The organism is Photobacterium profundum, from assembly GCF_003026285.1.
GTDB classification, from domain to species: Bacteria; Pseudomonadota; Gammaproteobacteria; order Enterobacterales; family Vibrionaceae; genus Photobacterium; species Photobacterium profundum.
This window is the reverse complement of record NZ_PYOD01000002.1, coordinates 392,753-407,254: the sequence shown is the minus strand read 5'-3', so window position 1 is coordinate 407,254 and position 14,502 is coordinate 392,753. Positions and strand designations below refer to the sequence as shown.

Annotated in this window: 10 protein-coding genes; 9 read left to right on the top strand and 1 reads right to left on the bottom strand. The window is 42.5% G+C overall.

Annotated features, from left to right (window positions below; translation table 11 throughout):
* Position 1: 1 nt before the first annotated feature.
* Entirely contained in the window at positions 2-1,183 is a 1,182-nt protein-coding gene (cqsA, locus tag C9J48_RS06655; protein ID WP_036802880.1) for an alpha-hydroxyketone-type quorum-sensing autoinducer synthase, read from the top strand.
* Positions 1,184-1,232: 49 nt separating this feature from the next.
* Here cqsA and C9J48_RS06650 read toward each other — a convergent pair whose 3' ends face one another.
* A complete protein-coding gene (locus C9J48_RS06650) occupies positions 1,233-3,281 on the bottom strand; it encodes an ATP-binding response regulator (RefSeq protein ID WP_006229009.1) in 2,049 nt (682 codons plus the stop codon).
* 638 nt (positions 3,282-3,919) lie between these two features.
* Here C9J48_RS06650 and C9J48_RS06645 point away from each other — a divergent pair.
* From C9J48_RS06645 to C9J48_RS06610, 8 genes are all read left to right on the top strand, one after another.
* Positions 3,920-4,741 (top strand): GNAT family N-acetyltransferase, encoded by an 822-nt coding sequence (locus C9J48_RS06645; RefSeq protein WP_006229011.1) that lies wholly within the window; start codon positions 3,920-3,922, stop codon positions 4,739-4,741.
* Between the two features lie 605 nt (positions 4,742-5,346).
* Positions 5,347-5,931, top strand: a complete 585-nt coding sequence (gene betI / locus C9J48_RS06640) for a transcriptional regulator BetI (protein WP_006229012.1) — start codon at positions 5,347-5,349, stop codon at positions 5,929-5,931.
* Between the two features lie 51 nt (positions 5,932-5,982).
* Positions 5,983-7,443, top strand: a complete 1,461-nt coding sequence (betB, locus tag C9J48_RS06635; protein WP_006229013.1) for a betaine-aldehyde dehydrogenase — start codon at positions 5,983-5,985, stop codon at positions 7,441-7,443.
* A 99-nt stretch (positions 7,444-7,542) separates the two neighbouring features.
* Entirely contained in the window at positions 7,543-9,237 is a 1,695-nt protein-coding gene (gene betA / locus C9J48_RS06630; RefSeq protein WP_006229014.1) for a choline dehydrogenase, read from the top strand.
* A 155-nt stretch (positions 9,238-9,392) separates the two neighbouring features.
* A complete protein-coding gene (locus tag C9J48_RS06625) occupies positions 9,393-10,343 on the top strand; it encodes a choline ABC transporter substrate-binding protein (protein ID WP_006229015.1) in 951 nt (316 codons plus the stop codon).
* Between the two features lie 120 nt (positions 10,344-10,463).
* On the top strand, positions 10,464-11,312 hold the full coding sequence (choW, locus tag C9J48_RS06620; RefSeq protein WP_006229016.1) for a choline ABC transporter permease subunit: 849 nt from the start codon (positions 10,464-10,466) through the stop codon (positions 11,310-11,312).
* A gap of 2 nt (positions 11,313-11,314) precedes the next feature.
* Positions 11,315-12,517 carry a choline ABC transporter ATP-binding protein gene (choV, locus tag C9J48_RS06615; RefSeq protein ID WP_006229017.1) on the top strand — a complete coding sequence of 401 codons (1,203 nt, stop codon included), beginning with the start codon at positions 11,315-11,317 and terminating at the stop codon, positions 12,515-12,517.
* 174 nt (positions 12,518-12,691) lie between these two features.
* Positions 12,692-14,470 (top strand): choline/carnitine O-acyltransferase, encoded by a 1,779-nt coding sequence (locus C9J48_RS06610; RefSeq protein WP_006229018.1) that lies wholly within the window; start codon positions 12,692-12,694, stop codon positions 14,468-14,470.
* The last annotated feature ends 32 nt before the right edge of the window (positions 14,471-14,502 follow it).

Here is a 14,502-nt window from a genome sequence, read left to right as displayed (position 1 = left end):
TATGAACGCTAAATCAATAAACAAACATCTTCCTTTTTTTATCGAAAAACGGCTAGATTCCTTCATTCAGGATCTAATTGAGCCGAATGAGAACAAGAAGCATCTGGTATTAGGAAAAAGGCCGTCTGAAGGGGCAGTGGTTATGCAAAGTAACGATTACCTTTCTTTGTCTCACAACCAATATATTCAGTCTGCCCACCGGCAGGCGATCTCAGAACATGATGATAACGTCGTCATGTCTGCGATATTCCAGCAAGATCAGAGCTCTAAACCCGAATTTGAAACGCAGCTGGCCCAATACCTAGGAATGGGGAGTTGCTTGTTATCCCAGTCTGGCTGGGCAGCCAATGTGGGACTACTCCAAACTATATGCGCTCCGAAGATTCCGGTGTATATCGACTTCCTTGCCCATATGTCTCTGTGGGAAGGCGCGCGTATTTCCGGTGCAGACATTCACCCATTCAGGCACAACAATGTCGCTCACCTGCGCAAACAGATCCAGCGGTATGGTGACGGCATTATTTTAGTCGATTCCGTCTATAGCACTATCGGAACTATCGCCCCTCTAGAGGCTATCTACGAAGTAGCAGAAGAATATGGCTGTGCGCTGGTTGTTGACGAATCACACTCGCTTGGGACACATGGGCCCAATGGTTCAGGGTTAATCAACGAACTCGGAATACGGGATCGCGTTAACTTTGTAACTGTAAGCCTAGCAAAAACATTCGCCTATCGCGCGGGTGCGATTTTGGGACCTGAAAAGTTGGCTCAAACTCTGCCCTTCATTGCTTACCCTGCAATATTCAGTTCAACGGTCCTACCTCAAGAGGTTGCCAGACTGGAATCAACACTGAGGGTAATTCAACACGCTGATGAAAAACGCAAGCGGTTGTTTGAGCGGGCAAATGCATTAAGGGTCGGTCTTAAACAAATTGGCTTTAGTATTCGCAGCGAATCACAAATTATTGCTCTGGAATGTGGCAGCGAGAGAAACACCGAGCGGGTCCGAGATTATCTTGAAGATCGCAATATATTTGGCGCTGTATTTTGTCGTCCGGCTACAGGCAAAAACAGAAATATAATCCGACTATCCGTTAATGCTGATATGACGGAAAAGGATGTTGATCATGTATTGACGGTATGCCAAGCAGCTTTTGAGAGTACGGCGTTGGAATTTATTTGATTAAGCTATAGCCTCTAAAAGGGACCTGCATAACGCAGGTCCCTCCCTATTAAACCAAGTCGGCGATCTTTTTTAACAGCAGATCTTTGTCTGCGGGCTTAACGATATAGTCTGATATACCTGATAACTTGATTGAATCTAGAGCGATTAGCGAGACATCACCAGTATGAGCAATGATTGGTACTGTCGAAAACTTCTTATTTGATGCCCGGATAAGGCGTGAAGCTTCTATACCGTCGAGCTCTGGCATCTCGATGTCCATGAGGATTAGGTCTACAGGATCGGTATTTAAAGCTTCAATGGCTTGCTTTCCTCCTCCAAACTGGATGACATCAAACCCTTGCTTTTCCAATAACACGGCCGTGAGTTTACGTAAGGACTCGCTGTCATCAACGACCATGATAGTGCGTCTGGTGTGTTCTACTGTATTTTGAGGTTGAGCTGGTTTACTTACATCTTCATGGGAGTCAAACAGCAAACCATTAATGATTGAGTCGGCATTCTTTAACCACGTTTTTGTTTCTATCCAGACTGGGGTGACCCCCTGCTTTTTATAGCGTTGTACTGGGTGATGGAGCAAGTAAACAATGTTGGATTCGGTAAATGACAGTAATGACTCGATACGATCTAAATAATTGTGCCGTGTGTCCATGCTATCGAAATCAATAATAAGAAGATCATATTCAGGCTCCTTTTTATCCAACACGGCTGCTACATCTAGCACTATCAGCTCAAAACCCAGAGAGCGGCTCAAATCTTGAGTTCTGACAACCAGACTCTCATTGTCACTCACTAGAACAACGGATTTCTGACTGATTAGCTCATCCCGAATCTCTTTGACAATTTTTGACTGAACAGATGGGAATGTCATCGTAAACTGGCACCCTTCACCAGGCTCTGATTTGCACTGAATACTCCCACCAAATGACACCATCATCTTTTTACAAAATGGCAATCCCAATCCAATATTACCTGATTTGCCTGTGGTATAAAAATCTTGAAATATCTTTCCAATGACATCTGGAGTGATACCAAGACCGTTGTCTATCACCACTATTTGGTTTTCCTCTTTCCCCGTCTTAAGTCTTACATGTATATAGAAACCTTCAGTATTACGGTGATGGAAAGCATTCTTAAATAAATTGAACATGACGTATCGAAGCAATGTATCGTTACCTAAAAAATCAAAATCGCTGCATACATTCAAAGAAATGGCTAATTGATCTTTCGATTGTTTGTAGCTATAGCTTTCAATAGCACTTTCTACTACAGCCAAAGCAGAATGATGCCTGAATGTTGAGCGAGACACGGCGCTTTCATCAACGGAGGCAAGAAGCAAATCGATGGTCTCATTCCCGCCATGGATGAGTTTCATTGCAGCATCGCTGACATTATTCAACAATGAAACGTCTTCTGCGGATAGCTGATATGTTGTTTTTTTCTCATCTTTTTGGTTGGGAATAAGCGATTGGATGACGTTAATGGAGGAGCATAGACCACTCAGTGGGTTTCGCATTTCATGGGCAATGCCGGCACCGAACATTTTGGCTATCGACACTTTAGTTTCATGCTCTACTTGATTACGTAAATAGAACGCGTTCCCGAATATGTAGGTAAAGAGGAATATCGGCATGTGACTCCAATCAAGAGCAATATCTAGACTGAAGCTTTGTGCTATCCACGCGCAGACAACGGCAAGTGCTATTCCGATAATTGCCTGGGTACACATCACCCAGGTGGTGTGTACTAGCAAGATATGCAGAAAAATGGCTGACATAAATGACATCAACCAGACAGTCGACCAATTATTCATTATCAACATATAGAAAAAGAAGAATGGCAAGCACAGTGTTATCACCAGCTGATAGTAGAGGTGCATACGATTACGCCATTGACGTTTAAGCTTTTTACGAACAACTATCCCCAAAAAAAGCAACGAGCAGGCAAGCCTTAACGTCAGGTTTTCATAGGGTTGGGGAAAAATGTATGCCCATACAATATAGTAGAGGGGAAAACCAATAAAGCCCATCCAGCCAACCAAAGAAAGGTTGGGTTCAGCATATTGATAAACTTTTTGCATTGCTGTTTTGACGCTCATAAATGACAACCATCCCAACTAACAAAACTTAACCATTAAACATACCAAGGTAACCATGACTCTCATGGCGTGATATTACCCATAAATAAACTGATGAGTATCGCCGCAGGGAAACGAGTATTTCCACGACTGAAAAATGAGTACAGCACTGATCGTATTAAAACCAGTGTCAATAAGAATATAATGCATTAAAATCAAGACAATAAACGGTGATATATTCAATCATTCCTCAAACATGCGACAATACACGCAAAATTTTTTCATTTTGACCTTAAAACATCAGCCGAGTATCACCATAAACACGTTCATCATGTTGCCAATATTGATGATCTCTTCAGAGAGCCTAATGTCGAACTTATCGCGTCGCTTGAGCGCTTGATTATACTCACGATAGTTATTTAACGGGTAGGTGTCCTTTTTAAAATGAAGGTGTTTTCTGTCATTCAAAATCAGGGATGGGACATTTTGAGTTAGCATCAACGGAATTTACTTCTACAGACTGTCGTTTTTATTCAATCTTACAATTAGCATATATTCTATTATTTCTCTCATCAAAGAATTGCATTCCGTTAAGCTAAGCTTAGAACGATGATGTTCAGCGTACAGTAATATTTAGATCTATTTGTAGGTAAAGAACAATGTTAGAAATAAAAAAAATTGAATCATTAAGTGAAGTCAGTGAACTGAAAAAACAATACTTTTCGTTATCCTCAGCTCCACTTGATGGTATGTGGCATTTCGGGTTTGTACCCATGTCTGAGCATTTTGGTTTTTACGAGAACAATAGCCTTGTTGGATACTGTTGTATAAACGGCGAAGGCTATATGTTGCAATTTTATTTGTCTCCAATAGCTAAAACTCAAGCGACAGAACTGTTTACCTTGATTGCTCAACAAAATAGTTCTGTAATTGGTGTAGTTAATGGTGCATTTGTCAGTACAGCAGAAGCCGATTACCTTTCGTTATCGTTAGACTCTTCATCATTATTTAAGGTAAATGCCTTAATGTATCAGAAGAACACAGCGCGAAGCGTTGAGGTAAAAGAACCATTAGAAATGAAATTAGCAGAGCAAAAGCAACTTGCTGATTTTGTAGAATTTGCAGCCAAAGCTATCGGAGCGCCTGAACAATGGTTATCGGGATATTACGAAAATTTGATTCAACGCCAAGAACTTTGGAGTTACAGGAAAAATGGTCAACTATTAGCCTCAGGTGAATGCCGTTTATTTGATGACTATCAAACAGGTTATGCAGATTTAGGTATGATCGTTGCAGAATCTGAGCGAGGGAAAGGCATTGCAACTCGAGTACTGCAGCACTTGATTAATACAGCCACGGAACAAGGTTTAAAACCGAACTGCTCAACTGAAAGTGGTAATATTGGTGCACAAAAAGCAATGGTACGAGCGGGATTAGTGTCTTCAAATCGAATTATTCAGTTTGACTTTGATCGTTCATAATTATTTGCTTACAGGTTCATACCAACAACGGATATGGGCCTGTTTTGTTTATTTATAGAGCAATAATGTAATCAGAAATCACATAGTAAACTCACTTTAAAAGTACTTCCACTACTCAATTCTCCACAGTCGTTAATTTCCTTCCCCCCTGATTTTTAGTTTCAGCTCTTTAGACTAGAATGCCTGTTCGCTACCACCGCTTTTCCTTACGTTTTCTTAATCTCTTTTGTGGCGAGAATACAGCCGCTCTAAAGCTCGTTAGTCGGTTCGTGCAATAGAGAAAAATGAAACAAGTGATCAGGCTCTTACTCAATGTTAATGGAGTCAGGTAAATACGGGGAATTTGACAATTTAAAAAGAAATAACGCAGCAACCTTGCTGAACAAAATCATTGTAAGTTGCTTTCGACACAAAACATTTCAATTAAATTGATTCTTTCTTGCTTTGTCCATATTTCTTTTTTATTCAATATCTTATGGTTTTATCTTGAGTTTTTAAATGTATAAAATTCATTACTACACGAAACATTTTTTTGACTTCCTTTTGAGAAGATGTAAGTCTATTTTTAATTAAACGTTCAATTAAAAAACATTTGAGTAACATTTATGCCAAAAGTAGGGATGCCAGAAATACGTCGACCGCAGCTTGTCGAGGCAACGATGAGCGTTATTGATGAGGTTGGATTATCGAATGCGAGCGTAGCTTTGATTAGCCGAAAAGCCGGTGTATCTCCAGGGATCATTAATCACTATTTTGGTGGTAAACATGGTTTATTGGAAGAAACCATGCGTACGGTGTTACGTCAGTTATCGGCCACATCAATCGAGCATCTTCGTGCTGTTGACAGTAACGATGTTACGGCGAGGATCAAGGCGATTGTGTCTGCTAATTTCGATGGTTATCAAGTCGACAGCAAAGTGACTAAGACATGGTTAGCATTCTGGGCACAGTCAATGCACGATGGCGATCTACATCGACTTCAGCGAGTCAATGAGCGTCGCCTTTTGTCGCATCTTCGATATGAACTCAAGCAAGTTTTACCTGCTGAAAAAGCCCTTTTTGTCGCACAGGGAATTGCTGCATTAATCGATGGGATCTGGCTGCGAGGCGCGCTGAACCCTAAAGGGATTTGCCCCGAAAAAGCACAGCAGATCATTTCTGATTATTTGGAAAAGCAACTCGTCCCTTAATCAAGCTGACACGCAACCTCATAATAAAAAACTAATTATCAAGGCATTTTGATGAAAATGAAGTCCCTTTACATCCATGGTCAAGCAACTGATGTTTCATCAGTCGAAACTTTTATAACCTCTAACCCAGCAACGGGTGAACAATTGGCTGAAATCGGTCAAGCATCAGCTCAAGATGTTGATCGTGCTATTGCATCAGCGAAAGCAGGCTTCAAAGTATGGTCAGCAATGAGTGGTATTGAACGCGGCCGTATCTTGATGCGGGCGGTGGCCATTCTTCGAGAGCGTAATAATGAGCTGGCCGAACTGGAAGTTAAAGATACGGGCAAACCGATCCAAGAAGCAATCGAGGTCGATATTGTTACAGGTACAGATGTTATTGAGTACTACGCAGGACTTGCCGCTGCGATTCAAGGACAGCAACAAGATTTGGGCCACAGTCAATTTTTCTATACTCGTCGTGAACCACTAGGTGTTTGCGCAGGGATCGGTGCGTGGAATTATCCCATTCAGATTGCAATGTGGAAATCGGCTCCAGCATTGGCTGCGGGCAATGCCATGGTATTTAAGCCTTCAGAAGAAACGCCGTTGTCAGTATTGAAACTAGCCGAGATTTTCACTGAAGCTGGAGTGCCAGATGGCGTTTTCAATGTTGTACAAGGTGATTACCGTGTCGGTCAAATGCTGTCTCGTCATCCAGATATTGCTAAGATTTCGTTTACTGGTGAGTCAGGTACTGGCAAAAAAGTGATGGCCGATGCTGCCGGTACACTCAAAGATATTACGATGGAGCTTGGTGGTAAGTCACCACTGATTGTATTTGATGATGCCAAGCTGGAAAACGCCGTTTCCGCAGCAATGCTCGCTAATTTTTACACCCAAGGCGAAGTCTGTACTAATGGTACCCGTGTATTTGTACACGATGCAATTTACGATGATTTCATTGAGCAACTGGTTCACAGAACCAACAAACTGGTTATTGGTGACCCAGCCGATATGTCGACTCAAATCGGTTCTCTTATCTCTGGTGAGCATCTGGAAAAAGTACTCGGCTTTATTCAAGTGGGTAAAGAGTCTGGTGCGCGCCTTGTTTGTGGAGGGGAGCGTGAAACTAGTAATGGGCTTGATAAGGGATACTTTGTTCAACCGACCATTTTTGTCGATTGCACCGATGATATGCCTCAGGTTCAGGAAGAGATTTTTGGTCCTGTAATGTCGATACTACGATTTACTGATGAAGATGAAGTCATCAAGCGAGCAAATTCGACGCAGTACGGACTAGCTGCTGGTCTATTTACCCAAAATCTTTCTTGCGCTCATCGTGTTATAGCTCAAATAGAAGCAGGAATTTGTTGGGTGAACACTTGGGGTGGTTCGCCAGCTCAAATGCCAGTTGGAGGTTACAAACAATCTGGGATTGGCCGTGAAAATGGCATAGATACACTTAACCATTACACCCAGAACAAGAGCGTGATGATTGAGCTTGGCGATCTTGAATGCCCTTACGATTAAGTCGTCAGGTAGCTGCAATGTTTGGTATCAAAAGAATCAGTCGATATCGGTAACAGCAGTAAGCTTCAATCTTATTTGTAGAATCGAAAGGGAAATCAAATGAACACAACGTATGATTACATCATTGTTGGTGCGGGATCTGCTGGCTGTGTGCTGGCCGACCGTTTAAGCGCTTCGGGCGAACATCACATCTTACTGCTGGAAGCGGGGGGAAGTGACAGAAGTATCTTTATTCAAATGCCAACCGCATTGTCATACCCAATGAACAGTGAAAAATATGCATGGCAATTCGAAACACAACCCGAGACTGGTCTTGATAGCCGCAGCCTGCATTGTCCAAGAGGACGTGTACTGGGTGGCAGTTCTTCGATTAATGGTATGGTATATGTGCGTGGTAATGCTTGCGATTATGATGAGTGGGTAGAGCAGGGTGCTGCAGGCTGGAGTTACCAAGAATGCCTGCCGTATTTTCGTCGTGCTGAATCATGGATTCATGGAGAAGATACCTACCGCGGAGGTGATGGTCCTGTTGGCACCTGCAATGGTAACGATATGAAGCTAAATCCGCTATATCAAGCATTTATCGATGCTGGTCAACAAGCAGGCTACCCGAAAACCGATGACTATAATGGCTATCAGCAGGAAGGTTTTGGCCCTATGCATATGACCGTTGATAAAGGTGTACGTGCCTCTACTTCAAATGCTTACCTTCGCCGCGCTATGAAACGCAGCAACCTGACGGTGAAAAAGGGTGTTGTAACTCGTAAAGTATTGATCAAAAACAAACAGGCGATAGGTGTTGAGATTGAAGTTGGCGGTAAAGTGCAGTCTGTTTATGCTAACACCGAAGTGTTGCTATCGGCGGGTTCAGTCGGTTCTCCGCAACTTCTTCAATTATCAGGTATTGGTCCTAAAGCGGTATTAGAACAAGCAGGCATTGCTGTTGAACATGATTTACCAGGTGTTGGTGAAAATCTGCAAGATCACCTTGAAGTGTACTTCCAATATGCTTGTCATCAGCCTATTACCCTGAACAGTAAATTAGGGTTGATTAGCAAAGGGTTGATTGGTACGCGTTGGATACTGCAAAAAGATGGTTTAGGGGCAACCAACCATTTTGAATCATGCGCCTTTATCCGCTCTCGTGCAGGTCTAAAATGGCCAAACATTCAGTATCACTTCCTACCTGCAGCCATGCGATATGACGGCCAAGCAGCTTTTGATGGTCATGGTTTCCAAGTCCATGTCGGCCCGAATAAACCGCAAAGCCGTGGCCGTATTTGGGTAACATCAGCTGATCCGCACCAAAAGCCGAACATTGAATTTAACTATATCAGCACCGAACAAGATAAACAGGACTGGCGCGATTGCATCCGTCTGACCCGTGAAATTCTGGCTCAGCCAGCGATGGATGATTATCGCGGTGAAGAAATTCAACCAGGTGCAGATATTGCCAGTGATGAAGCAATGGATGCTTGGGTTCGCCAAAATGTAGAAAGTGCCTACCACCCGTCTTGTACCTGCAAAATGGGATCAGATAATGATCCAATGACAGTACTGAATAAAGATTGTCAAGTTAGAGGCATTGAGTCTTTGCGTGTGATCGATTCTTCTGTATTCCCAACCATTCCTAATGGCAACCTTAATGCTCCAACCATTATGGTCGCCGAAAAAGCAGCCGATACCATCTTAGGAAATACACCACTTTCACCATCGAACGCGCCGACGTGGATCGCGCCGAAATGGGAAACAGAACAACGTAACGGTACCGCTCAACGCCCAGCGTTTCCTTAGCAAAGACAATAATTAACTAGCTAGCGACAAAACCCTAGGAGGACGTTTTACGTTTCCTATGGGTTATTACAACCTAAAAACTGATAGTTACATCAAAAAAACTAATAGTTGCATAAAGCAGCCTTAACATAAAAATATGGATAAAAGGAAAAGTCATGAAGACGAATACAGCCATTAAGCGCACTATTATAAGTAGTACCGCTTTATTATTAAGTTTCTCTGCATCAACAGCTTTTGCCGCTCAATGCGATACGGTACGTTTCTCTGACGTGGGCTGGACAGATATTACTGCAACAACTGCGGTTACTAGCGAAGTACTTAAAGGGCTTGGTTACGAAACATCAACGCAGCTGTTGTCTGTACCTGTCACTTATTCTGCCATGGCAAATAAAGATATCGATGTTTTTTTAGGTAACTGGATGCCGACCATGGAAGCAGATATTGCCAAATATCACCAAGATGGTTCAGTTGAAACTGTTCGCGCTAACTTAGAAGGGGCAAAGTATACCCTTGCTGTACCCAAATATGTTTACGATGCTGGTGTACGTAGCTTTGCCGATCTGGCAAAACACAAAGATGAATTCCGTGGTCGCATTTATGGTATTGAACCGGGTAACGATGGTAATCGCCTGATTCAAGACATGCTCGATCAGAATGCATTTGATCTGAAAAGCTTCCGTTTAGTTGAATCAAGTGAAGCTGGCATGATGTCGCAAGTAAAACGAGCGGTTGACCGCGAACAGTGGATCGCCTTTCTAGGCTGGGCACCTCATCCAATGAACAGTAACTTTGACATGGTTTACCTAGATGGTGGTGATGACTTTTTTGGACCTAACTATGGTGGGGCAAGTGTTCACACTAATGTTCGCCAAGGCTATCTGAAAACGTGTTCGAATGTTGGTCAGTTATTGCAAAATCTGAGCTTTAGCCTAGAAATGGAAAGCCAATTGATGGGGAACATTTTAGACGACAAGGCCAAGCCAGATGCTGCAGCAAAAGCGTGGTTAAAAGCCAACCCGCAAATATTAGAACAATGGCTCGATAAAGTAACGGCACGTGATGGCAGCAATGCTGATGAAGCTGTGAAGACTTATCTGAATATCTAATATAAATCCAATATTGACTGATTCTACTGCCACCGTAATTCGTGGCAGTGAGTCGGCGCTATCGTTACATACAGAACGACTTAAAAATACAAATACAATTAAGACCATTAAGGAGTAACAGTGGACTTTATTACAGAGCATAAGATCCCGCTTGGTGAGTGGATGGCAACTTTCGTCGATTGGCTTACCTATAATGCCTCAGGATTTTTTGACTCGCTTTCATACACCCTCGAATCAATGATTATGCTATTGGTCGACTTATTTAAATGGTTTCCGCCTGCAGTTCCCATTGTTATGACTGCTCTTTTGGCATGGTTCCTTCACCGAAGCCTCTCATTAGTTATCTTTGTTGTTGCAGCACTGCTGCTGATCATGAACCTTGGTTACTGGGAAGAGATGATAGAGACTTTTGTGCTGGTATTAAGTGCAACAATGTTTTCGGTAATCGTGGGTGTTCCTATAGGGATTGCCGCGGCACATAAGCCCTGGCTGTACACCATCATGCGACCAATACTTGATCTAATGCAGACAATACCGACATTTGTCTACCTTATTCCAACCTTGGTGTTATTTGGTTTAGGCGTTGTGCCAGGCCTTATCTCTACCATTATTTTTGCCATTGCCGCCCCAATTCGCCTGACCTATTTAGGCATTAGCCGAGTACCAGAAGAACTGGTCGAGGCAGGTAGAGCATTCGGTGCCAGCCGAATGAAGTTGTTGTTCAAAGTTGAGCTTCCGGCGGCAATGCCAAACATTATGGCAGGGATAACGCAGTGTATTATGTTGTCGCTGTCTATGGTGGTGATCTCTGCATTAGTCGGTGCTGATGGTTTAGGAAAACCAGTTGTCCGCGCTCTAAATACTGTGAATATTTCTCAGGGATTTGAAGCGGGACTCGCTATCGTGTTGGTTGCAATTATTTTGGATCGCTTGTGTAAAACGCCAGCAAGTCAGAGTAGAGAGGGATAACCATGAGTGCTATTAGTATTAAAAATCTGGATGTCATCTTTGGTAAGCAAACAGCCAAATCATTAGCCATGTTAGATGATGGCAAAAGCCGTCAGGAAATCATTGATGCTACCGGCGATGTAGTGGGCGTGCATGATGTTAGCCTTGATATAGAAAAGGGGGAAATCTGTGTATTGATGGGCTTATCTGGCTCAGGAAAGTCGAGCTTACTGCGTGCAATTAATGGGTTGAATATTGTTAGTCGCGGCTCTCTTAATATTCAGGATGGCGACCAGCCAATTAACCTTGCTAATTGCGATAAAGCAGCGCTACGCCACTTGCGTACAAATCGTATTTCGATGGTTTTTCAGAAATTTGCCTTAATGCCTTGGTTGTCAGTGCTAGACAACGCTGCTTTTGGTCTTGAGATGCAGGGTATAAGTAAAGCAGAGCGTCGCCGCCGCGCGGAAGAAATGTTGGAGATGGTAGGCTTGGCTGAATGGAAAGATAATTATCCTCACGAGCTATCAGGCGGTATGCAGCAACGAGTAGGCTTAGCGAGAGCCTTTACTATGGATAGCGATATCTTGCTTATGGATGAACCATTTTCTGCGCTTGATCCTCTGATTAGAAGTCAGCTTCAGGATGAACTGATCGAACTGCAGCGTACGCTGAATAAAACGATTGTATTCGTCAGCCATGATTTGGATGAGGCACTGAAACTGGGTAATAAAATTGCCATTATGGAGTCGGGACGTTTGATCCAGCACGGTAAACCGGAAGAGATCGTTCTTAACCCTAATTCAGAATACGTTGCGGAGTTTGTGGCTCACACGAATCCATTGAATGTGTTATGTGGTCGTTCTTTGATGACAGAGGTAACCGCACTGGAATCGCAGAATAGTCAACTGGTATTAAGCCAGCATGATGAAACTTACATCGGTACTGATCCTCAAGGGCACGTTACTTCAGTGACCCGTCAAGGTAAGGCATTACCATTGCATGTATGGCAAGCGGGAGACTGCTTTGAGGGGTTGAAACAAGATAGCCTAGTGATAACCAATCCGGATATATCCATGCGAGAAGGTTTGGAAATCCGTTATCGAACGGGGCAACCTGTTTTGTTGGCCGAGGATGGTCCGTTGATTGGCATATTGGAAGATAATAATTTCTATCACGCTTTGTTAGGCAAACATATTTCCCTAGAAACTGAACCCTGCACATAAATATACCAATACCAGCCTTCAATATTACATAGCGTGGATTATGCCTTAAAAGCCATTATTAGAGCTTAGGCTTAATCTGCGCGTTACTTTGTATTTACCGCTTAGCGGTGGAAATAATCGCGCTCAACAAAACCCATTTTAAAAATAGACAAACCCCTAAGGAGTTAAAAATTAATGGGAAATACATTTAGTTGTCAAAAAGAGTTGCCGATAATGCCAGTGCCAAGCTTAAATAAAACTTGTCATAAGCTTATTGAGTGGGCTGAGCCGTTATTAACACAAAAAGAGCAAACCAGAACCAAAAAAGTGATCGATCAATTTCTTCAACCCGGTGGAGAAGGCGAAAAACTACAAAATGAGTTGATTAAATGGGGGAGTAAACATGCACCTTCAAACTGGTCAGCTGCTGCTTGGCAAGATATTTATTTGGAATCACGTGGTCCCTTGGCGATTAACAGTAATGTTTTTTATTACCTGAAAAGTAAGCTTGATGTAAAGACCTGCTCACAAGCTAACATTGCCGCCGCGCTTATTGTCAGCATTTATAATTTTATCTCTTTGATTGATAAAAAAGAGCTCACGGTTGACATGCAAAAAGATATGCCGCTTTGTATGAACCAGTACAAAAACCTTTTTTCCTCAATAAGAATAGCGCAACAAGGGATGGATAAGTTTAAAGTCTCATCGTCTAGAAAGCACATTGTTGCCATGCATAATCAGCGTATATTTCAGGTTGATATTCTTGATGAAAAAGGAAATGTCAGATCGCCATCATCGATTGAATCCGATCTTGATTGCATTATTTCTATTTCAGGAGAAGGGCAAAACGTAGGCGTGCTAACAACAATGCCGCGAGATACTTGGGCAAAAAGCAGGGCAAATTTGCTTCAGATATCGATTAATAACAGAGAATCGATGACAGTTATTGAAGACGCTGCTTTTGTCTTGTGTCTGGATGAAAATACCCCAGATGAAATAAATGAAGTATCAAAGCAGCTATTGCATGGAGATGGAAGCGATCGTTTTTTCGATAAATCACTGCAATTTATCGTTTTTAAAAATGGTAAAACAGGGATCAATTTCGAGCATACAGGGGTGGATGGTTCCGTTATGCTTCGTTTGGTTGCACATATCTATGACACGATTGATAAGGTTTCTGTTGATGAAAAGGATGCCTTTACTGATACCGAGGGCTCTTTGGCTCAAAGAGTTAAAGAAGTTGAGTTTGATTTAGGTAGTGTACTAACACAGACGACTCGTGCAGCCGTTGATTTGTTTGTCCAGCACTCGGCCAATAACCAAATTAGGGTGTTGAATTTCAAGCCGTTTGGCAAAAATCAGATCAAGCAATTTGGTGTGAGTCCTGATGCATTCGTTCAGTTGGCGTTACAATTAGCGGAACATAAGCTTTATGGAAAGTGCTACAGCGCTTATGAAGCTGTAATGACCAGAACTTTTCTTGATGGGCGTCTTGATGTTCTATATACCGTTACGCCCGAGTCGATGGCGTTTATTCACAATATACGCACCCCCGATTGTAGCATTCAGGCTAAGATTGATTCACTGATTCAAGCGACGCGAGTGCACGTTGAAAGGGCAAATGAGTGTCGGTTTGGCCATGGGATTTATACCCATTTACTCGCGCTTAAATACCGCTATAAAGTTGCTGGCCATGACATCGGAATTGATACGCTTCCAGAAATCTTTACCAACGAAGGATATCAGGCCCTGACTCACAGTGTGGTTTGTACTAGTACCACCTCAGAATATGGTGTCGAATTAGCTGGTTACGGTCCGCTTGTCGATGATGGTTTCGGAATTAGATACTTTAAGCGAAATGATTCCATCTGCTTCAATATAACAAGTCGAACCGATATGCAGGACAAACTCGATTTGATGCGAGTTTATATTGAGCAATCGCTGCTTGAAATGGCAGATTTGATGCGAAGCTGATAAAACTGTACCCCAAAGACTATTTTTACAAA